Genomic DNA, 20609 nt, shown 5'->3' with positions numbered 1-20609 from the left:
AAGACAATGTTTTTAGAAGAATATCTTCCACAACTTATTAAAACTGCAGCTCATATTGTAATATTTATCATATTGCGATTGATTCTAATAATGCTGGTAAGGCGTTTCGCAAAAAATTCGGAAAGAATAGAACACCGTACAGGACTTATTCTCAAGTACATTGACTTCGCTATTATCTTTCTTATGATAATGGGAATGATTCTTATTTGGGGAGTAGAATTTAGTGATTTGGGATGGGTAATGTCTTCTGTTTTTGCAGTTATAGGAATCGCATTTTTTGCCCAATGGTCTATCCTTAGTAATATAACCAGCGGTATAATCATGTTTTTTACCTTTCCATATAAAATTGGAGATTATATCAAAGTTCACGATAAAGAGTTTCCGATGGAAGGTATAATTGAAGATATAAAAACATTCCATTTGGTATTACGAACCAATCAAGGAGAATTTGTAACATACCCCAATAGTTTAATGCTTCAGAAAGGCGTAAGTGTCATAAAACCCGATCACATTGATGACTTTTTGCATGAAGACGATAAAAATGTTAAAGAACAGCCAATAGATTAATCTCCTTTTTGAATTTGGGTATATTTGGGAATACAAGAAAAATTCAAAGAAGTACACATGCGTAAATTTTTAGTTCCTCTCTTTCTTTTATTGTTTTGCTTTTCAACAATAAACGCCCAATCTCCTCAAAAACCTTCTGCTTCCGAAATATATCACAGCCTTCAAAAATTAAATTTTCTGGGCTCGGCATTGTACATTGCAGCACATCCGGACGACGAGAATACCCGTCTAATTTCGTTTCTTTCCAACGATGTAAAAGCCCGAACTGCCTACCTTTCCTTGACGCGAGGCGATGGCGGACAAAACCTTGTAGGACCCGAAATTCGTGAATTGCTAGGGGTGATTAGAACTCAGGAATTACTGGCTGCCCGACGCGTAGACGGCGGACAACAAATCTTTACACGCGCCAACGATTTTGGATATTCAAAACATCCCGATGAAACTTTGGAAATCTGGAATAAAAACGAAGTTTTAGGCGATGTGGTTCTTGCCATCCGAAAATTTAAACCCGATATTATTATCAATCGGTTTGATCATCGCAGTCCGGGAAGTACACACGGCCATCATACTTCTTCTGCCATGTTGAGTTTTGACGCATTCGATATGGTTGGAGATACCACAAAATATCCCGAAACGGTTAAAACCTACGGTGCCTGGCAACCCCGGCGCCTCTTTTTTAATACTTCGTGGTGGTTTTATGGGAGTCAGGAGAATTTTGATAAAGCCGATAAAACCAATTTAGTGGAGGTTGAAACCGGAAGTTATTATCCTTCATTGGGTCTATCGAACGGCGAAATTGCGTCGTTAAGCCGAAGCATGCACAAATCGCAAGGCTTCGGAAGTACCGGAACACGTGGGAGTCAGACCGAATATCTCGAATTTTTAACAGGAGATTTCCCCGCAGACAAATCGAATTTATTCGACGGAATCAATACCACCTGGTCTCGTTTGGAAGGTGGCGCTGCGATTGGAACCATTTTGGCGAAGGTTGAAAAAGATTTCAATTTTAAAAATCCTTCAGCAAGTATCTCGGAATTGTTAAAAGCATACGATTTAATTAGAAAACTTCCCGAAGGCTACTGGAAAACGGTAAAGATGGAAGAAATTAAAGATCTTATTGCCGACTGTGCCGGCTTGTATTTGGAAGCAGTGGCAAATGAGCAAAGCATATCCCCTAAGGGTGCTGTAAAGGTGACCATCGAAGCAATAAACCGTTCGAATGTTCCCATAAAACTTAACTCGGTGGCGTCTTCGGTAATTGTGTTTCCTGCTTCACTGCAAGCCACTACCCTAACTCAAAATACACCTTATACCCTCGAAAGCGTCGATGGGACATTTTCAGCAACAAAATACAGTGCGCCCTATTGGCTGAGTGAAACAGGCACCTTGGGAATGTATAGAGTGGATGATACTAATTTGATTGGTCTGCCTGAACAGACCAATCAATTTCCTGTGACGTTTCATCTTACTATTGAGGGAAGACAAATAAGTTTTGACCGTAACATAGTGTATAAGTTTAACGATCCTGTAGACGGGGAAGTGTATCGTCCATTTGAAGTAATCCCGGATGTAACCTCCTCTATCCCCGAAAAAGTACTCATTTTCGCAACAGAAGCCTCAAGAGAAATTCCGGTAATTGTACAATCGGGCCGTGATAATATAAATGGAACCGTCACACTTCAGCATCCAAAAGGATGGGTGGTCTCCCCTGCTCAACATGTTTTCAATATTGCCAAAAAAGGACAACAACAAACCCTTGTCTTTACTGTACAGCCGCCAAAGGAACAAAATGACGGCTATTTCAAGCCTTTATTGCAAATTGGCGATGTGTTTTACAACAAAGAGCTTGTTACAATAGACTACGACCATATTCCGTTTCAAAGTGTTTTATTACCTTCGGAAGCACGGGTGGTGCGACTTGATATTCAGAAAAAAGGACAACAAATTGGTTATATAAACGGTGCAGGTGACGCGATCCCCGAAAGTTTAAAAGAAATTGGCTATACCGTTACCACTATCGAACCTTCGCAAATAACTTCAGAGAATTTACAACAATTTGATGCGATTGTAGTTGGAATTAGAGCTTATAACACAGTTCCCGAACTGGATTACAAACAAACCGAACTCAACAATTACGTGCAAAACGGAGGTACTTTGCTGCTTCAATACAATACGAGTCGGGGAATGAACGATACCGATTTTGGGCCGTTATCCCTTAAACTCTCTCGCGATCGGGTTACCGATGAAAATTCAGAAGTAGAAATTTTAGCACCCGATCATCCTGTCCTGAACACCCCAAATAAAATTACACAGGACGATTTTAAAAACTGGGTACAGGAACGCGGACTCTATTTTCCGGATGAGTGGGCGGCAGAATTCACTCCTATTTTGGGAATGCACGACAAGGGAGAACCTTTGACCAAAGGGTCTTTACTGGTCGCCAAATACGGAAAAGGGCACTATATTTACACAGGATTGAGCTTCTTTAGAGAACTTCCGGCGGGAGTTCCCGGAGCATATCGCCTGTTTGCCAATTTACTCTCCTTAGGAAATTAATATGACTGAAGAAAATCAAAAGTTCGTCTGGAAATGGAAATACACGGTGGTATTACTTTTAAATGCCCTGTACATCGTCATCTTCTATTTTTTAATGCAACACTATACCTAATATGCAGCAAATAGACTGGATTGTACTTGGGGGAACCCTACTCTTTATTGTTCTTTACGGGACCTATAAAACACGTGGGAGCAAAAACGTGACCGACTACCTCAAAGGGGGTAGCGATGCCAAATGGTGGACCATTGGTTTAAGTGTTATGGCTACTCAGGCCAGTGCTATCACCTTTTTATCTACTCCGGGACAGGCGTTTCACGACGGAATGGGGTTTGTGCAGTTTTATTTCGGATTGCCAATTGCGATGGTGGTTATCTGTTTGGTTTTTATTCCAATCTACCACCGACTCAAAGTCTTTACGGCCTACGAATATTTGGAAACCCGTTTCGACTTAAAAACGCGTACGCTAACAGCAATTTTGTTTTTAATTCAGCGAGGACTGGCAGCCGGAATAACCATTTTTGCACCGGCTATCATACTATCGGCAGTGTTGGGATGGAATCTTATTTACCTCAACGTCATTATTGGTGTTTTAGTTATAATCTATACTGTAAGTGGTGGCACAAAGGCCGTAAGTGTTACGCAAAAGCAGCAAATGGCTGTGATATTTGCAGGGATGTTGATCGCCTTTTTATTAATTCTGAATTATTTACCACTAGACATAACCTTCTCTAAAGCATTGGAAATTGCAGGTGCCAACGGGAAAATGGAAATTCTGGATTTTTCGTTCGATTTTGACAATCGTTACACTTTTTGGAGCGGAATTATTGGCGGAAGCTTCCTCGCTCTGTCCTACTTTGGAACGGATCAAAGTCAGGTGCAGCGGTATCTTTCAGGAAAATCGGTGCGTCAAAGTCAGATGGGCATGATCTTTAACGGCCTACTAAAGGTTCCAATGCAGTTTTTTATATTGTTGGTAGGAATCATGGTTTTTGTTTTTTATCAGTTTAACAGCTCCCCTTTACACTTTAATCCTGCTGCTGTAGAAGATGTAATGGCTTCCCCCTATGCACAGGAGTATAAGGATTTGGTCACTGAAAAAAATGCGTTGGACGAACAACTTATTTCGAAGCAATTGGCGTTTACAACGACAAACAGTGCTTCAGAAAAAGAATTGTTGAAAGAAGAGATTCAGATTATCAATGTCACTGAAGATGAATTACGGGAACAATCCAAAGCAATCATTAAAAAAGCCAATCCCGAAGCCGAAACAAATGATAAGGATTATGTATTTATTCATTTTATTCTCAACAATCTGCCGCGAGGCTTAATTGGACTATTGCTGGCTGTAATTTTAAGTGCTGCCATGTCTTCCACGGCCTCCGAATTGAATGCCTTGGGTTCTACTACAACCATCGATCTTTACAAAAGGAATGTGGGTGTTCGCGATGACAAGCACTATGTAAAGGCGTCCAAATGGTTTACATTGTTATGGGGGATTATCGCTATTTTAGTGGCCTGCATTGCTAATCTATTCGATAATTTAATTCAGCTGGTAAATATTATTGGTTCTATTTTCTACGGAAATGTTCTCGGAATCTTTTTACTTGCCTTTTTTATTAAATATGTGAAAAGTAAAGCTGTATTTACAGCCGCAATTATCACCCAGGCAATCATCATCTATGTATGGTGGATTGACCTTATGCCCTATTTATGGCTGAATTTGGCAGGTTGTGCTCTGGTTATGGGGATTGCGATAGTTTTGCAATCGATGCTTCCTAAAAAAGAAAACGCTTCTGAATAACCAAAAGAATTCAAATAAATAAAATTTAAATCATATCGGCTGCGGCTTCCCCTGTATTGATGGCGCCTTCCATAAAGCCTTGCCAATCGGCAAGATGCTCTCCTGCAAAGTGAGTGTGTAAAAAGGATTCCTCTAAAATTGGTCTCACTCTAAACCATTGGTCTTTTCCATACAATGCATAAGCCCCTTTCGAATACGAATCGTTGCCCCAGTAATAATTTACCTGATTCTTTAACTGAGATGCAACATTTCCAAAGTGAGGTTGTAAGGTCTCATTGATCATTTTGGCATTCCATGCATCTGTCTGATTGGCAATCACTGCAGCTTTTTCACCAACACTATACGAAATAAGCACCCCTTGCCCCGATTTCTGATTTTTGGTACCATGATAGAAATAATGCGGACTCTGATCGGTAATCATATCGAAACTTTCGTCTTTCCAGAACCGCTGATTAAAGAGCATTGCGTGTTTGTTAATACGGGCGTACTGTAATTCATTCAATGCATCAACTTTTTCGGAAGGTAATCCCGGGTGCCAATCAATTTTTTGCATTGCAAAGGTGGGAATGGTACAAATAATTTTATCGGCTTCGAACACCTTGCCATTTTCACAATACACTTTTACCTTGCTGTCCTGAACTATTCGGGAAACCGTATGCTTCAGAAGGATCTTTTCTTTTCCTATTTTTTCTGAAAGCCTTTCAGCAAGCATTCCGTTTCCGCCTTTGATCTTTAAATCCATTTCGTTATTCTCACTGCTTTCGGCATATTCGGCAATCGCGGCAAAGGAAGAAACCTGACGGATACTTTCACCAAAATCGGTGCTGTCCAACAATTCTCTGATATCCAGATCACGACCATCGCAGCCATTGTTCACCAAATAACGCCACCAGTCCATTTTGTCCATCACCAGCTTTTCCTTATCGGTTAGATCTGCATAGTCTTCCAGCATTTTGTTGAGCTTGGTGTTCCATCCTTCACTGTAATCCCAGGCGCCGGCGGGAGAATAGTCTCCTTTATAAAGAAGATGGGTATTAAACTGATTGTTGAACAATTCCAGATTCATCTCACCGCACAAAGCGTGTATTCTCTCGTGTGAATTTCCAACCCATTCTCCTCCCAATTCGATAACCAAATCGTCTGTCATCTTATGTGAAAATACCCTTCCTCCAATTCTATTTCTACTTTCCAATATAGTAACATCTACATTTTTGTTTTTCAGCTTGTACGCGGCTGCCAGGCCCGAAAAACCTGCGCCAATAATTACTACTTTTTGTTTTATAGGTGAAAATATATTTCTGAAATCGGGTGCAGGTAACAAAATACCGCCTGAGGCAACCGATACTTGTTTGATGAATTTTCTACGTGTTGTCATGGTTTTATCATTTAGAGGTTAGTTGAAATTGTAGCCATATTACCAGCTTCCACCGCCACCGCCGCCAAAACCCCCACCGGAGGATCCTCCTCCGCCGGAAGAACTACTGGAGGGTGCACTAACCATGGTCGATTGAGCCGAAGACATTGCGCCGGAAAAAGAGCGGGAAAAGTTATTCATATTCATGTGATGGTTTCCTTGAGATGAATACCAACTGGGAGGCGCCATGTGTAAAGCGTCAAATTTTTTCGACCACCTATCGAACAATCCGAAGGCCAGGGCATAACTCATGGTACTTTCAAAATACGTTGGATCTTCAGAGAGCAGCATTTTCAGTTTATTTTCTTCAGCAACTTTAACAAACTTCTTAAATCCCTTCAATTCTGCAAAAACCTGATTCCCTTTTGAATTTTTCTTAACCATATGAACATTCACAAAGGCCAAAACAATACAGGTTAAAAGCACTGCAAACGCGCCCAAAAGCCCCCAGATAAATAGGACCAAAGGAAATAGGACAATAGCGAGAACTACCAACATACCTAAGTTAACATTTTTTACACTTTTGGAATCGGCTTCATAATAGGGTTGGGCTTTCTCATTAAGTAGGGTGCGGGATTTGGCCATTGTAGTATAGAAAGTATTTTTAAGACTACTCACCTTTACATCTTTTGAGGTAGAACTGTCGAAACTGCCAAACAAACCTTTGAACATCTTCTTTTCGTATTCAGGGGCGTTGTCCGGTAGCATTTGCAAACGCGTTAGTATTGTATCGTTGGCACTCAACCAATTATTCTTTGGAATTTCTTGAATTTTTATAATTCCACGTGCGCCCCAATATGGGATCAGTGAAATTAAATCGGAGTTATCATCCTTGTCGTTAATTAAGAAACCGGCCATTGCTGGGTCGATGTTCTTGGGGGATAGTAACTAGTTACTCCAATCACCCTATCATCCTTGCCAAATTTTTTCCAGATGATATAAAAACACATTATCAAGAAACCAATAATGAATACATATCCGTAGTTTGTCCAAAATGGCCAAAAAGGTTTAATTTCTTTAATTGAGCCAGGAGGCAGTGTAAACAGAACCGTAACACTCTGTCCGGGATAGGAAACAAAATTATTCAAGCTCTTTCCTTCAAACACGCCATTGTCATATGTCACTTCGATGTCTTGTGCAATAGTGGTGGTTCCGGTGATTCCGGAATAAACGTAAAAATTTTCTCTATTGGCAGAATGATTTTCGGGAAGGTGAATTGTAAAATCAATCTTATTAAAATTAGCCCACCACCCGTCGGGTTTTATGTTCCAATAAAAATGAATTCCATCTTCTTCAAATAAAAACGCATTGTGTACCCTGTACTTAATCTCGTAATGTTGGGGCCCCATTAGGGTGATATTGGCATCTCCAATTTTTATCTCGAGATTATCGCTCATCTTTTGAACAAAATCGAAGGGTGATTCGAAGTGATAGCCCGGAACTTCAATATTGCTGATTTTTATCTTCCGCTTTTCCTGATTACCATCGGAAGTAAGTAAATCATAGTTAGTTTGGATGGTGCGATAAATTCCGTGTTTTGGAATTTGAAAATAGAGGTCGTAGTTTTCGACTACATCGAAATAACCTTCTTCACTTAAATGAATATCTACCTTGTAATAGTCTACTCTAAAGTCTTGAGCAAATCCTGTGCATATCGCCCAAAAAAGAGCAATCACTAGCATCGTATTTTTCATCAGCATATAAAAATTAATCTGTTAATCCTTATTATTCGCCGGGGATAGCTGCTTTTTGCTAAAATTATGTTGAGGAGTTGTATGCTTTATTTAAGAAAAATCCACTTTTACATTTTCTCTGCTTGCTTGATCGGTTTCAAAGAAATCGAAATGTTGATACTTAAACACACCTATAAAAAGGACTCCGGGAAAGCTTTCGCCGTACGTATTGTTTTCACGTACCGAACCGTTGTAATAGCGTCGGCTGCGTTCCAGGTTTTCTTCAATTTCGTTTAATTTTGCCTGCAAATCCAGATAGTTTACGTTAGCCTTTAGCTCGGGATATGCTTCGCCGAGTGCAAAAATACTTCTAAGGGTTTGTTGTAACTGATTTTCGGCTTTGATTTTAGCATTAATATCGTCTTGCGGCACTTGCATTGCGGCATTTCGGGCATTTATTACGTTTTCGAGAGTAGATTTTTCATGAGAGGCATAGCCTTTTACGGTTTCAACGAGATTTGGTATAAGATCATATCTGCGCTTAAGAGCCACGTCAATGTTACTCCATGCATCTTTAACCAGATTTCTATTTTTTGCAAATCGGTTAAAAACACTCACCATTACTAAAGCAATTATTAGTGCAAGGCCTAGAAGAAGCAGTAAAGTAATCATTCTGTTAGATTTAATTAAAAACGTACGTTAGTTTTCTCATTCTGAATATCTAAGATACTCTATTTTATATATTATCCAACAATAGATTTGAGACCAATTATTTTCAGAAGAAAAAACGCTTCTAAATACTTTCAGAAGCGTTCTTGATTATTCAACTATTCGATTCTAACACTGAGATTGTAGCATCCGGATCAATCTTGTATATTATACTTTCTATAGTTGCCAGATTTTTTTTATTCTTGGTAATTAAAATAATCTTTCCGTTAGAATCGTGGTGAACCAGTTTTAAAATACCATTGGTTGTATTCTTTTTATAGACTAATTCGTCCTGGATTAGCATGTTTTTCTTTGAAAAGACGAGGACGGTTTTATTTTGAACAGACTGTTTAATGTAATATTCTATGGTTTTTCCAATAGCGATTATTGCGATAATACTATAGGCAGCCATTGTAAAGTCTTCAAAAACAAACATTCCCATGGCGATAACAATACCATCAATTATAAATATTAATTTGCTATACGGAATCTTTATTTTCTTCATCAGTATCTGAACCAGCACATCGTTACCTCCGGTCGTTGCTCCGGCGTTCATTACTAAAGCCACAGCCAATCCAATGATTACGCCTCCAAAGAGAGAAGAAACCAGAATGTCGTCTATAAAAACTTGTGTATCGGTTATTAAAGAAAAGAGGTCTATACAAGTTGAAATAAGCACCATGGACAGAGCAGTCTTTATTCCATTTTTGATGCCCAACACCTTGCTACCCCATAAAAACAATGGAATATTGATAAGTAAGGCGACACTACCAATGGAGATACCCGTTACCTCATTAATTACAATACTCAATCCCAAAATACCTCCCGGCACCACATTATGAGGAATAATGAAAAGTACATAGGCAATCGACAGTAAAACCGAACCGATACATACCCAGGTATAGCTCTTTAATTCTGTTAGAAATTGTGCTTTAGTAAGTTTTAGTGTGGCTATTTTTTTCATGATATTAGGATTAAAAAAAATCCCTTTGAATTTGATATCAAAGGGATTTAAAAATCTTTTAGGATTGGTTTATTCTCTTCAATATCTGTGTATAGGGGTATGCTTACGCACCGGTAGCGCATTCATACAACTAAAAATATTGTGTTTTAAACCTTTCATTATGGGGCAAATTTATAACTTATAATTAAAACTCTCGCCAACTAAATTACAATTTTTTGAAATTTAAGTGTTCCTTTTGATATTCAAATTTATAGCATTCAGATTCAAATTCTATAAAAAAACGCCCCGATTTCTCGGAGCGTTCAAGTTGATCTCTCTAAAGTGTAAGCAACATTACAGTGCTCCCCACTCCTTTAATGATTTTTGATTTAATGCAATATAATCATCATTTCCGGCTGCCTTTGCCATTTCCAACGATTTTTGAGCGGCTTTGATAGCTCCCTTTTTATCACCAGCTTTCGCATAGATTAGCGATTGTTGTCTGAAATACCAAAAAGCATCGCTTTTCAATTCAACTGCTTTGTCAATCCACGTTTTCGCTTTGTTGATGTCTTTGCCGGATTCTAAGTAATACACTGCAGCAGCATAGTAGTCGTTTGCAGCAGGACCATTCATTACCTGATCGATGCTGGCAGCAACCATTTTATCGGTTCCAAATTTAATAGGCACGCCAACGTAGGTCTTTTCCCAAAGTATTCCAAGATTGGCCGAATCGTTTGTTACATCGTCAAAAGACATGGTAAACGACTCAATATCCATAGGCATTGGATAAGCTTCCGCTTTTACCTTAGCTGCAACTTTTGCATCATCCCAGGTTTGAGGTGTTCCCCAGTTATTGGAATCGCTATAAAAATAAACTTCCCAAAACTGAGATCCGGGCTTAGTGTAAACCGCATAGCTTCCGGCTTTCAGCACAGTACCTCCAACGGTAACATCGTCACTAAAAGTAATTTTTGTATTTGCGTTAGCTCCGGTACGCCATAATTTATCGTAAGGTACTAATCCGCCAAATATCGTTCTACCTTTCATTGCAGGTCGAGAATATTCTAACGTTACATCGGTCAATCCAACCTTTTGTTCAATTTTTTGGGAAGGACTTGGTGCAGGAGTTTGAATTTGTGCGTAGGCCCCTATTGAAATAAGCGCCACACAAACTAAAAGAAATAATTTTTTCATTGGTGTATATTTTAAGTGAATTTTAAGAGTTACGAAGTTACAACAACGCTTTTTTTAAAAAGTTAACAAAAACTTAAATTAGGTTGTAATAAGTATCCTACCTTTGTCTTATGAAAAGATATATAGCTGAAGCTATTGGAACTTTTGCTCTCGTTTTTTGCGGGACAGCCGCTATTGTCATCAACGATTTTACCGGGGGTGGCGTCACACATCCCGGAGTTGCCATTACATTTGGTCTTATTGTAATGTGTATGATATACGCGTTTGGAGATATTAGCGGAGCCCATATTAATCCGGCAGTTACCATTGCCTTTGCCTACGCAAAAAAGTTTCCTTGGAAAGAGGTGCCAGCATATGTTATTTCACAATTATCAGGAGCTTTTATCGCGAGTGCAGTTTTATTATATCTCTTTCCGGATTCTGAAACATTAGGAGCTACACTACCACAAATAGACTTGCTTCGTGTTTTTATACTAGAGTTATTATTATCCTTCTTTTTAATGCTGGTTATAATAAATGTCTCAACCGGGTCTAAAGAAATTGGCGTGACTGCCGGAATTGCTGTTGGTGGTATTGTTATGCTGGAGGCCATGTTTGCAGGTCCAATTACAGGTGCCTCCATGAATCCTGCCCGTTCTGTTGCTCCGGCAGTGATGTCGTGGAACTTAGACGGACTCTGGCTTTATATTGTAGCGCCAATTATTGGGTGTTTGCTCGCGGTTATGAGCTGTAAATTAGTAAAGTCGGAACAGTGTTGTGAAACGCCTTCCCATTAAAAATCATAGAGCTTAAATGCTGATTCCTTATGAGTTACAAAACTTTCGAAAAAATCAATTTGTAAGAATTTTCTAAATATTTTGTTAATTATTAGGATTAATTGCATATATTTATCGACATAATTGAATATAAGGTATATACATAACCCCCAAATGTACGCTTATGGAAACCTATGACAATGAATTCACCAATGGTGAAATTACCGTAACATTTCAACCCAAAAAATGTATTCACGCCGAAAAATGTGCTAAAGGCCTTTCTGAGGTATTTAGGACTACAGTGATTCCGTGGATAGATTTGGATGGTGCTGAAACCGAAAAAATTATACAGCAAATTAAAAAGTGCCCATCAGGTGCGCTTAATTTTTGTTATAACGACGCTTTAGTTTCTGTTAAATAAATTCTAATTGCTGTTGTTTTTTGGGAAGTATTACACAATTTTTCTACTCTTGCAGTGTTAAGTAACCATTATAGCCTAACTCTGAAAAAATGATTCGAAAACTAGTATCCCTACTTCCCCTCCTTTTTGTTGCCCTGTCCCTTTCTGCGCAAGAAGAACAGCAGGAAAAACCTGTTGTTAATACCCTGGACAATCAGTTTGTCGAAATATTCGATAAATCCAATGACTATCAAGAATACAAAGTAGTTAAGAAAACCCAGTTAAATGGATTGCGCAAAAACGTGTTGGATTCGGTTGCAGCTTTGGAATCTATTATCGATACTGCCTATGTTGAAATTAACGACCAGAAAACTAAAATCGCCGATCTTACACAAGAACTAAATGCTACCCAGACAAATCTGGCAAATTCAAAAGAAAAAGAAGACGGCATAATCCTCTTTGGGGTACTTACCAGTAAGACTACTTATAATCTTATTATGTGGGCGATTATTGGAATCCTTTTAGCAAGTCTTGGTTTGTTTGTCTACAAATACAGAAACAGCTATGCAGTTACCAAAGAAGCAAAAGCTCGCTTGGAAGAAACCGAACTCGAATTTGAAAAACATCGTCAAAAAACGCTGGAAGAACTGCAACAACTAGGTAGAAAATTGCAAGACGAGATTAATAAAAACAGAAAGTCTAAATAAAAAAAGCCTCCAAAATGGAGGCTTTTTATTTTAGGATTCAATCCTAGTTATCTTGGCGCCAATGGCTCGTAATCTGCTATCTATATCTTCATAGCCTCTGTCAATCTGCTCTATATTCTGAATAGTGCTCGTTCCATGTGCGGAAAGTGCAGCTATTAATAAGGAGATTCCCGCTCTAATATCGGGAGACACCATGGTAGTGGCTTTCAGGTTGGATGCAAAATTATGCCCAATCACAACGGCTCTGTGCGGATCGCATAAAATAATCTTCGCACCCATATCAATAAGTTTGTCGACAAAAAACAACCGACTTTCAAACATTTTCTGATGAATCAATACACTTCCCTTTGCCTGTGTACATACAACCAGAACAATACTCAGCAAATCCGGTGTAAATCCGGGCCAGGGTGCATCGGCCACAGTTAGAATGGAACCGTCTATATACCCCTGAATTTCATATTCATCCTGTGAAGGGATGTAAATATCGTCACCCTTCTTTTCCAAAGTAATTCCCAGCTTTCGAAAGGTATCGGGAATCAATCCCAGATTTTCCCAACTTACATCTTTAATCGTAATTTCACTCTTTGTCATTGCGGCCAAACCAATCCAACTCCCAATTTCAATCATATCGGGTAAGATTCGGTGGGTACAGCCTCCTAATTGCGTAACCCCTTCAATGGTGAGCATATTAGAACCTACCCCGCTAATTTTAGCTCCCATGGAGTTCAGCATTTTACATAACTGCTGTAAATAGGGTTCACACGCCGCGTTATAAATAGTGGTGGTTCCTTTGGCCAGAACAGCTGCCATTACAATATTGGCAGTTCCTGTTACTGAAGCCTGATCCAATAGCATGTATGTTCCGGTAAGTCCGTTGGGTGCTTCCACCCCATAAAATCGTTCTTCCTTATTGTATCTAAAAGTTGCTCCCAAATTAATAAAACCTTCAAAATGGGTATCCAGTCTTCGGCGACCAATTTTGTCTCCTCCCGGACGAGGAATATATCCTTTGCCGAAGCGAGCCAACAACGGACCAACAATCATGATAGAACCTCGTAACGAGCTTCCCTCCTGTTTGAATAATTCCGACTCGAGGTATTCAAGTTTTAAATCATCCGACTTAAAAGCATATTTGCCTTTGGCTAGTTTTTGGGTTTTTACGCCTAAATTTCCGAGAATTTCGATGAGTTTATTCACATCCCGAATGTCGGGAATGTTCTCTATGATTACTTCTTCGGGGGTTAATAATACGGCACAAAGTATTTGCAGGGCTTCATTTTTAGCACCCTGTGGACGAATTTCACCTTTTAACTTGTGGCCGCCCTCAATTTGAAAAGTTCCCATGGTTTGGAGTAATGGTATTAGTAACGCTTGCGGTTACGATTGTTGTTGCTCTTGTAGCTTTTCTTAGTAGTATTGCTGGTGCTGTTGGTACTATTAAATCTCTTTTTGGTTTTTAAAAGATCGTGTGCATTGGAGAGATCTTCATCGCTGTTCTTCAGATTTATTTTTCCGTCGGAAAGCTCGAAAAGATGCTTAAAGATTACATCATCTTCAACCGTGTCTTTATTCCAGTTGAGGAAGCACTTTTTCATATGATTGGCAATGGTTAGCACCAAGCCTTCTTTCATTTCACCATCTTCCCAGCTATTGGCTACATCAATCATACGTTTGATATTGTTTCCGTAGAAACGATATTTCGGATAATTCTGTGGATATCCCAACGGTTGCGGGCGCTCCATCAATTCTTCTCTTGAAGGTTTGTCGAAAGGTGAATCTGCATCCAGTTTAAAATCGGATATTATAAACAGCTGATCCCACAATTTATGTTGAAAATCGGGTACATCCCGTAAATGAGGGTTTAGGTTTCCCATAACCGCAATAATACTTTTGGCTACTTTATTTCGCTCTTCTTTGTCTTCTTTGGAGATGGCATAATCTACCATTTTCTGAATGTGACGACCGTACTCAGGAATAATCAACTGAGGTCGTTCTGTATTGTATTCTAAATTGTCTATCAAAATATAATTGTTATAATAAGGAGGGTTTGTGTTTCGGAAGTAATTCTCTGTTGCAAAATACTAAATTTATAGAGAAATAACTCCTTCAATGTTAGAAACTTCAAGATATTTTTCGATTACCGCCTCGGGAGATTTCATCTTCACCTTTATGGAAACACTTGTATAGGTACCTTTTGAAGAATCTCTGGTTTGAATCTCGGCATCCATATTGTCAAAAATAGCTTCTATTTCCGCGATTTTTTCCAAATCGGAAGGAACAATAAATTTATATAAATACGGAGCCGGCCAGAGCGTATCATCGGTAAGTTGTTGTTTAAGACGTTCGTAAAACTCCTTGGTATTTTTATCTTGTTTCATAAGCAATTCCTGTAATAAAAGCAGCGCAAAGATACACTTTAGGTGTCAATAATATTTACGTACTTTGTATAAAATTGAAACGCTTGAAAACAAAAAGAATTGTGATTTCCGGTGGTCCCGGCTCAGGAAAAACCACATTAATTTCTCAGCTCGAACAAAAAGGGTACGCCTGTATGCACGAAATATCCCGAGATGTTATTAAAGAGGCTCAAAATGAAGGGATTGAACAATTGTTTTTAGAAAATCCCTTATTGTTTAGTCAGAAGTTACTGGAAGGCAGGCTGCAACAATTTAACGAAGCCGAAGACTTTTCGGGACCTTATTTATTTTACGATCGCGGGATGCCGGATGTCACTGCCTATATGGATTATATACATTCCCATTATCCCACTAATTTTACGGATATATGTGAAAACAATCGCTACGATTCGATTTTTTTATTACCTCCCTGGGAAGACATCTATCGGCAGGATAACGAGCGGTACGAATCTTTCGCTGAAGCCGAAAAGATTTATCATAATCTATTGCTTGGGTATAAAAAATACAATTATGATGTGACCGAAGTACCTGTTGGCAGCGTAGAAAACCGAATTAATTTCATCCTTTCAAACCTCCATTAATCACTTTGAATACTCCATTACAATTGCTGTCCAAATACTGGGGATTTTCTTCCTTCAAACCCTTGCAGGAAGAAATCATAGCATCGGTGTTGGAAGGAAAAGATACTGTTGCACTACTTCCAACCGGAGGCGGGAAATCGTTGTGTTTTCAGGTTCCTGCATTGGTAAACGACGGAATTTGCATTGTAATTTCCCCTTTGGTCGCCTTGATGAATGATCAGGTAAAAGCCCTGCAGGACAAAGGCATCAAAGCTTTAAGTATCACCGGAGGAATTGGCTTCGATGCATTGAGAACACTGCTGGACAATGCCACCTATGGTAATTATAAATTTTTATACCTGTCACCCGAAAGACTGCAACAGGAATTGGTTCAAAACGCCATAAAACAGATGAATGTTCAGCTAATTGCCGTTGACGAGGCACATTGTATTTCGCAATGGGGAAACGATTTCAGACCGGCTTATAAAAACATTACCGTTTTACGCGAACTGCATCCATTGGTTCCCATCATAGCCCTTACAGCTACAGCAACTCCCGAAGTACTTCAGGATACTATAGCCGAATTAAAACTGGAAATACCTGCAGTGTTTCAAAGTTCCTTTACCCGGGAAAATTTATCGTATCAGGTAGCTTTTGAAGATGATAAACTATACCGAATTCAGCAGCTTTTACAGAAAAATATCGGATCTGCTATTGTCTATGTTCGAAGCAGAAGTAGCGCGGTTGAAACGGCAAATCATTTGAACTCCCTGGGAATCACCGCCACTTTTTATCACGGTGGAATATCTAAAAACGACAAAGAATCCCGACTGGAAGCCTGGAAAAACAATCAAGTTTCAACTATGGTGGCAACCAACGCCTTTGGGATGGGAATTGATCACCCAACAGTGCGTTTTGTAGTTCATACGCAATTGCCAGAAAGTTTGGAAAGCTATTTCCAAGAGGCCGGACGAGCTGGCAGGGATGGCCAATACGCCTGCGCCATTGTTTTGTACAACGAATACGATAAAATATTAATACAAAAGCAGTTTGTAGCATCGCTTCCCACTCCAAAGGACCTGAAAGCATTATACCGAAACCTGAGTAACTATTTTCAAATTTCGTACGGTGAGGGGGAGTTTGTGCAACACGATTTCAGTTTTACCGACTTTTGCACGACCTATCAACTTAATACATTACTTACTTACAATGGCTTGAATACGCTGGATCGCTTGGGGATACTGCAGTTGTCGAAAGAATTTGGCAGGAAATCGAAGGTGGAATTTAAAGTGCCGTCAAGTGTGGTGCTCACCTACTTCGAAAAGGATATGTTGGCTTCGGTTATTGGGAAAACCATCTTAAGACTGTACAGCGGAATTTTTGACACTCCTACATTTGTCAATCTGGAATTGGTAGCAAAAAAAAGTGGGCAACCCATTTCAGAAATAATAAATACGCTGAAAAAATTGCAACGCGATGAACTCTTAGATCTTACTTTGTTTGAAACTGATGCCACACTTACATTTTTAGTGCCGCGCGAAGACGACAAGACCATCAATGTTGTTGCCAAGGAAGTAACCGATTTAAATCTGAAAAAAACAGAACAAGTTAGGAGCGTCCTTCGGTATGTAGAAAATAATAAGGTATGCCGAAGCAAACAGTTGGTAGGATATTTCGGTGAAGCTGAAGCTTCAGATTGCGGGATATGCAGTGTATGTACTTCAAAGAAACCTTCAGGCAATAAAAAGGAAGTCGCGCTTATTTCAGAAAAGATCCTTCAGTTACTGGAAGAACACCCAATGAATTCGCGTGAGATTTCAGAAAAACTTACTTTTACCGAATCTAAAATAGTGCGTGTGTTGCAATTACTCATGGATTCAGAAAAGATCACAGTCAATACAAAAAACCAATTTTACAGAACCTAAATGAGAGATATTCGAATTGTATTTATGGGAACCCCCGATTTCGCAGTTGGGGTATTGCAAAAACTGGTGGAAGCGGATAAACACATTGTGGGTGTAATTACAAGTCCGGACAAGCCTGCAGGCCGTGGACAAAAACTAAGACTCTCGGCAGTGAAGGAATATGCGCTATCCCAAAATCTCACGGTTTTACAACCCACAAATTTAAAGGACGAAGGATTTTTAACCGAATTGAAAGCTTTGCATGCTAATTTACAGATTGTAGTTGCTTTTAGAATGCTTCCCAAAGTAGTATGGGCAATGCCCGAATACGGTACGTTTAATTTACATGCTTCCCTCCTTCCGCAATACCGTGGTGCGGCGCCCATTAACTGGGCAATTATAAATGGAGAAACCAAAACCGGTGTTACTACCTTTTTTATTGATGAAAAAATTGATACCGGGGAAATTATTCTGACTTCGGAAACTGAGGTTGCAAAAAATGAAACTGTGGGAACACTTCATGATAAGTTAATGCATCTTGGCAGTGAACTGGTAGTTGAAACCGTTGCCTTGCTTGAAAAAGGACAGGTCGCAACAAAATCACAACCCCAAACAGCAATATTAAAGGAGGCGCCCAAATTAACCCCTGAAAACACTCAAGTTGACTGGTCACAGTCCGCCGAAACTATCGACGCGTTTGTACGTGGCCTTTCCCCCTTTCCGGTTGCCTGGACAGTTTTGCAAAATGAAAAGGACGAATTGAAGGTAAAAATATTCCAAAGTTCTCCTCAAACTGAAGCACATACTAAGAAACCCGGAACGATCATCGCTTCAAAAAAGTCACTAAAAGTAGCAACAGGAAATGGCTACCTATATATTAAGGAAATGCAATTACCGGGAAAACGTAAAATGGCAATTGGGGATCTTTTAAATGGATATACTTTCACCGAAGATGCCAAAATGTTGTAAAGCCTTGCTGCTACTGATTTTGTTAAATTTGATGAAAACAGGGTCATCTTTATTAACAATGGCTCTAAGTTATCAACAAAAACAGGGATTTAGCCCGTCATTACTTGCGTGAACCGATAATCCGATTAAATTTGTAGAGCAATTAATTGAAGTTTAACCAACAATTTAATTTTAAACAGTAAACTATGAACAAATCAGATTTAATCGATGGAATGGCCGAAAGCGCCGGAATCACCAAAGCAGCTGCAAAAAAAGCGTTAGAGTCTTTCTTAGGTAACGTAGAAAAATCTCTTAAAAAAGGTAACAGAGTATCTTTAGTCGGTTTTGGATCTTGGTCAGTATCTAAAAGAGCTGCCAGAGAAGGAAGAAACCCTCAAACTGGAAAAACTATTAAAATTGCTGCTAAAAAAGTAGTTAAATTTAAAGCAGGTTCAGATTTAGCAAGCAGTGTAAATTAATTTATACACCAACTAAATTCTGGAAACCCTTCTTAACACTATTAAGAAGGGTTTTTTAATTTCCAAAAGTGTAGTTTAAATATATAATGTTGTTTTTTAACAAATTAATACTTAGATTTAATTCAATAAATACTACAGATGACCTCATTAAAACCAACCAAAGGAGTGCTTCTAGTTGCTGAACCTTCTATTATAGGTGACGTTTCATTTAACAGATCTGTGGTGTTACTTGCCGAATATAATGAAACCGGATCTGTAGGTTTTATTCTCAACAAACCTTTGGAGTACAAATTAAAAGACTTTATTCCTGAGGTGAATTCAAATTTAACCGTGTATAATGGTGGTCCGGTAGAACAGGACAATCTGTACTTTATACATAGAATCCCTGAAATCATCCCGGACAGCATTGAAATTTCCAACGGTATTTATTGGGGTGGTGACTTTCAGGCCATTGCCGGTCTATTACAGGAAGACTCTCTTAAAGAAGATCAAATTCGTTTCTTTTTGGGGTATTCGGGATGGGCCAGTGAACAACTAGAACAAGAGCTAGAAGTAAATAGTTGGGTAGTTGCTCCCAATAACTACAAGAACGATATCATAGGAAAATCGTACAACAATTTCTGGAAGGAAAAAATGATTGAATTTGGTGGTGACTATGTTATTTGGTCCAATGCGCCGGAAAATCCTATCTTCAACTAACCCAAGCGGGCTTTTACGTTTAATTTTGCCAATAACTCTTTCGCCACAGTGTTGGTGTATTCCTTTTTACGATATTTTGTAACAGGTTGAATTCCTAGAATAGTGTTTGTAATAAAGATTTCGTCCGCCTTTTGCAATTCGAAGGGGGATACAGAAGCCTCCTCTAAAATATAATCGGGTAACTGTCCCAGTATGTCAATGATTTGTTTCCGAAGAATTCCGTTTAAACAACCGTCGGCTAAGGGAGGTGTTTTAATTTTATATCCGTTTACCAAAAAAACATTCCCGTTAAGCGCCTCTATCACCTGCTTGTTTTCATTTAACAACAAACAATTACTATAATCGTTCTCCTCGGCAAAGATGCTTCCCAACACGTTGATAGTCCTCCCGGTCGATTTTAAGGTGGAAAGTAAACCCGAATTTACGTAGTGATCCTTAAATAATTCAATAGTATAAGGTTGCTCATCAAGAGTATAAAACGGTGTGCTTAGTGATTCGACGGTAATAAAATATTCAACATCACGAGTTTGGGGAGTGTATTTGCCCCCAGCCTTTCTCCAGACCAATAATTTTATTCGATAGGCATGTGATGAATTTTCTTGTGAAGCAATTGTTTTCTCAATTTCCTCCTCGAGAAATTCCATCGTAAAGTTCATGGGAATTTCCATACGAAGAATACGCATAGACGCCATAAGTCGGAAATAGTGATCTTCCCAAAATAAAATTTTTCCGGCCGACACTTTGATGGTTTCAAAAACGGCGTCGGCGTATTGAAGGCCTCTGTTTTCTGAAATTTCGGAAGATGGAATTATTTTACCGTTGAGATTGAGCATAAAAAAACCGTTCCTTTTTATATGGAACGGTGCAAAGATACTATATT

The 20609-nt window shown here is 39.0% G+C and carries 21 protein-coding genes; 11 read left to right on the top strand and 10 right to left on the bottom strand.

Annotated features, from left to right (window positions below; all coding sequences use genetic code 11):
• Positions 1 to 6: 6 nt before the first annotated feature.
• The 3 genes from ATE92_RS10685 to ATE92_RS10675 all read left to right on the top strand — a co-directional run bounded on the left by ATE92_RS10685 (position 7) and on the right by ATE92_RS10675 (position 4925).
• Positions 7 to 567, top strand: coding sequence for a mechanosensitive ion channel domain-containing protein (locus ATE92_RS10685; RefSeq protein ID WP_100803700.1), 561 nt, complete (start codon positions 7 to 9; stop codon positions 565 to 567).
• Positions 568 to 624: 57 nt separating this feature from the next.
• On the top strand, positions 625 to 3123 hold the full coding sequence (locus ATE92_RS10680; RefSeq protein ID WP_100804417.1) for a PIG-L family deacetylase: 2499 nt from the start codon (positions 625 to 627) through the stop codon (positions 3121 to 3123).
• 113 nt (positions 3124 to 3236) lie between these two features.
• On the top strand, positions 3237 to 4925 hold the full coding sequence (locus ATE92_RS10675) for a sodium:solute symporter (RefSeq protein WP_100803699.1): 1689 nt from the start codon (positions 3237 to 3239) through the stop codon (positions 4923 to 4925).
• A gap of 25 nt (positions 4926 to 4950) precedes the next feature.
• On the opposite strand, the gene ATE92_RS10670 is transcribed toward ATE92_RS10675, so the two are convergent.
• From ATE92_RS10670 to ATE92_RS10645, 6 genes are all read right to left on the bottom strand, one after another.
• A complete protein-coding gene (locus tag ATE92_RS10670) occupies positions 4951 to 6300 on the bottom strand; it encodes an NAD(P)/FAD-dependent oxidoreductase (RefSeq protein ID WP_100803698.1) in 1350 nt (449 codons plus the stop codon).
• Between the two features lie 39 nt (positions 6301 to 6339).
• On the bottom strand, positions 6340 to 7197 hold the full coding sequence (locus ATE92_RS14235; protein WP_100803697.1) for a DUF2207 domain-containing protein: 858 nt from the start codon (positions 7195 to 7197) through the stop codon (positions 6340 to 6342).
• Positions 7182 to 8015: a DUF2207 domain-containing protein gene (locus tag ATE92_RS14230; protein ID WP_157809618.1), complete on the bottom strand. Its 834-nt coding sequence runs from the start codon at positions 8013 to 8015 to the stop codon at positions 7182 to 7184. The genes ATE92_RS14235 and ATE92_RS14230 overlap by 16 nt, the downstream gene beginning before the upstream one ends.
• A 108-nt stretch (positions 8016 to 8123) precedes the next feature.
• Positions 8124 to 8684, bottom strand: coding sequence for a LemA family protein (locus ATE92_RS10655; protein ID WP_100803695.1), 561 nt, complete (start codon positions 8682 to 8684; stop codon positions 8124 to 8126).
• A gap of 151 nt (positions 8685 to 8835) precedes the next feature.
• A complete protein-coding gene (locus ATE92_RS10650; protein WP_100803694.1) occupies positions 8836 to 9684 on the bottom strand; it encodes a YitT family protein in 849 nt (282 codons plus the stop codon).
• Positions 9685 to 10017: 333 nt separating this feature from the next.
• On the bottom strand, positions 10018 to 10860 hold the full coding sequence (locus tag ATE92_RS10645) for a DUF2911 domain-containing protein (RefSeq protein ID WP_100803693.1): 843 nt from the start codon (positions 10858 to 10860) through the stop codon (positions 10018 to 10020).
• Between the two features lie 110 nt (positions 10861 to 10970).
• Between ATE92_RS10645 and ATE92_RS10640 the strand changes: the two genes are divergently transcribed.
• From ATE92_RS10640 to ATE92_RS10630, 3 genes are all read left to right on the top strand, one after another.
• Positions 10971 to 11636 carry an MIP/aquaporin family protein gene (locus ATE92_RS10640; RefSeq protein WP_100803692.1) on the top strand — a complete coding sequence of 222 codons (666 nt, stop codon included), beginning with the start codon at positions 10971 to 10973 and terminating at the stop codon, positions 11634 to 11636.
• A 163-nt stretch (positions 11637 to 11799) separates the two neighbouring features.
• Entirely contained in the window at positions 11800 to 12036 is a 237-nt protein-coding gene (locus ATE92_RS10635; RefSeq protein ID WP_100803691.1) for a (4Fe-4S)-binding protein, read from the top strand.
• Positions 12037 to 12125: 89 nt separating this feature from the next.
• A complete protein-coding gene (locus ATE92_RS10630) occupies positions 12126 to 12722 on the top strand; it encodes a tRNA (guanine-N1)-methyltransferase (RefSeq protein ID WP_100803690.1) in 597 nt (198 codons plus the stop codon).
• Positions 12723 to 12752: 30 nt separating this feature from the next.
• Here the strand turns inward: ATE92_RS10630 and murA are convergent, their stop codons facing one another.
• The 3 genes from murA to ATE92_RS10615 all read right to left on the bottom strand — a co-directional run bounded on the left by murA (position 12753) and on the right by ATE92_RS10615 (position 15100).
• Entirely contained in the window at positions 12753 to 14066 is a 1314-nt protein-coding gene (gene murA, locus ATE92_RS10625; RefSeq protein ID WP_100803689.1) for a UDP-N-acetylglucosamine 1-carboxyvinyltransferase, read from the bottom strand.
• Between the two features lie 17 nt (positions 14067 to 14083).
• Entirely contained in the window at positions 14084 to 14743 is a 660-nt protein-coding gene (locus ATE92_RS10620; RefSeq protein WP_100803688.1) for a DUF4290 domain-containing protein, read from the bottom strand.
• A gap of 66 nt (positions 14744 to 14809) precedes the next feature.
• Positions 14810 to 15100, bottom strand: coding sequence for a DUF493 family protein (locus ATE92_RS10615; RefSeq protein ID WP_100803687.1), 291 nt, complete (start codon positions 15098 to 15100; stop codon positions 14810 to 14812).
• Between the two features lie 83 nt (positions 15101 to 15183).
• Here ATE92_RS10615 and ATE92_RS10610 point away from each other — a divergent pair, with 83 nt between their 5' ends.
• The 5 genes from ATE92_RS10610 (at position 15184) to ATE92_RS10590 (ending at position 19729) form a co-directional block, all read left to right on the top strand.
• Positions 15184 to 15720: an AAA family ATPase gene (locus ATE92_RS10610; protein WP_100803686.1), complete on the top strand. Its 537-nt coding sequence runs from the start codon at positions 15184 to 15186 to the stop codon at positions 15718 to 15720.
• Positions 15721 to 15725: 5 nt separating this feature from the next.
• Positions 15726 to 17624, top strand: coding sequence for an ATP-dependent DNA helicase RecQ (locus ATE92_RS10605; RefSeq protein WP_100803685.1), 1899 nt, complete (start codon positions 15726 to 15728; stop codon positions 17622 to 17624).
• The gene (gene fmt / locus ATE92_RS10600; protein WP_100803684.1) at positions 17625 to 18572 is read left to right on the top strand and encodes a methionyl-tRNA formyltransferase; all 948 of its coding nucleotides are present in this window, start codon (positions 17625 to 17627) and stop codon (positions 18570 to 18572) included.
• A 185-nt stretch (positions 18573 to 18757) separates the two neighbouring features.
• Entirely contained in the window at positions 18758 to 19030 is a 273-nt protein-coding gene (locus tag ATE92_RS10595; RefSeq protein ID WP_100803683.1) for an HU family DNA-binding protein, read from the top strand.
• A 138-nt stretch (positions 19031 to 19168) separates the two neighbouring features.
• Positions 19169 to 19729, top strand: coding sequence for a YqgE/AlgH family protein (locus ATE92_RS10590; RefSeq protein ID WP_100803682.1), 561 nt, complete (start codon positions 19169 to 19171; stop codon positions 19727 to 19729).
• Here the strand turns inward: ATE92_RS10590 and ATE92_RS10585 are convergent.
• Complete coding sequence (locus ATE92_RS10585) at positions 19726 to 20562, bottom strand: aminotransferase class IV (RefSeq protein ID WP_100803681.1); 837 nt, start codon at positions 20560 to 20562, stop codon at positions 19726 to 19728. The two genes, ATE92_RS10590 and ATE92_RS10585, sit on opposite strands and share 4 nt — an antisense overlap.
• Between the last annotated feature and the right edge of the window lie 47 nt (positions 20563 to 20609).

It is taken from the genome of Ulvibacter sp. MAR_2010_11, assembly GCF_002813135.1.
Taxonomy (GTDB): domain Bacteria; phylum Bacteroidota; class Bacteroidia; order Flavobacteriales; family Flavobacteriaceae; genus Altibacter.
Note: the sequence above shows the minus strand (reverse complement) of the source record. Positions and strands in the feature narration are given on the sequence as shown.

What these genes read in the sequence shown, in the direction of transcription:
- ATE92_RS10685 (WP_100803700.1), top strand. Translation starts at nt 7, where the DNA reads ATGTTTTTAGAAGAATATCTTCCACAACTTATTAAAACTGCAGCTCAT.
- ATE92_RS10680 (WP_100804417.1), top strand. Translation starts at nt 625, where the DNA reads ATGCGTAAATTTTTAGTTCCTCTCTTTCTTTTATTGTTTTGCTTTTCA.
- ATE92_RS10675 (WP_100803699.1), top strand. Translation starts at nt 3,237, where the DNA reads ATGCAGCAAATAGACTGGATTGTACTTGGGGGAACCCTACTCTTTATT.
- ATE92_RS10670 (WP_100803698.1), bottom strand. Translation starts at nt 6,300, where the DNA reads ATGACAACACGTAGAAAATTCATCAAACAAGTATCGGTTGCCTCAGGC.
- ATE92_RS14235 (WP_100803697.1), bottom strand. Translation starts at nt 7,197, where the DNA reads ATGGCCGGTTTCTTAATTAACGACAAGGATGATAACTCCGATTTAATT.
- ATE92_RS10655 (WP_100803695.1), bottom strand. Translation starts at nt 8,684, where the DNA reads ATGATTACTTTACTGCTTCTTCTAGGCCTTGCACTAATAATTGCTTTA.
- ATE92_RS10650 (WP_100803694.1), bottom strand. Translation starts at nt 9,684, where the DNA reads ATGAAAAAAATAGCCACACTAAAACTTACTAAAGCACAATTTCTAACA.
- ATE92_RS10645 (WP_100803693.1), bottom strand. Translation starts at nt 10,860, where the DNA reads ATGAAAAAATTATTTCTTTTAGTTTGTGTGGCGCTTATTTCAATAGGG.
- ATE92_RS10640 (WP_100803692.1), top strand. Translation starts at nt 10,971, where the DNA reads ATGAAAAGATATATAGCTGAAGCTATTGGAACTTTTGCTCTCGTTTTT.
- ATE92_RS10635 (WP_100803691.1), top strand. Translation starts at nt 11,800, where the DNA reads ATGGAAACCTATGACAATGAATTCACCAATGGTGAAATTACCGTAACA.
- ATE92_RS10630 (WP_100803690.1), top strand. Translation starts at nt 12,126, where the DNA reads ATGATTCGAAAACTAGTATCCCTACTTCCCCTCCTTTTTGTTGCCCTG.
- murA (WP_100803689.1), bottom strand. Translation starts at nt 14,066, where the DNA reads ATGGGAACTTTTCAAATTGAGGGCGGCCACAAGTTAAAAGGTGAAATT.
- ATE92_RS10615 (WP_100803687.1), bottom strand. Translation starts at nt 15,100, where the DNA reads ATGAAACAAGATAAAAATACCAAGGAGTTTTACGAACGTCTTAAACAA.
- fmt (WP_100803684.1), top strand. Translation starts at nt 17,625, where the DNA reads ATGAGAGATATTCGAATTGTATTTATGGGAACCCCCGATTTCGCAGTT.
- ATE92_RS10595 (WP_100803683.1), top strand. Translation starts at nt 18,758, where the DNA reads ATGAACAAATCAGATTTAATCGATGGAATGGCCGAAAGCGCCGGAATC.
- ATE92_RS10590 (WP_100803682.1), top strand. Translation starts at nt 19,169, where the DNA reads ATGACCTCATTAAAACCAACCAAAGGAGTGCTTCTAGTTGCTGAACCT.
- ATE92_RS10585 (WP_100803681.1), bottom strand. Translation starts at nt 20,562, where the DNA reads ATGCTCAATCTCAACGGTAAAATAATTCCATCTTCCGAAATTTCAGAA.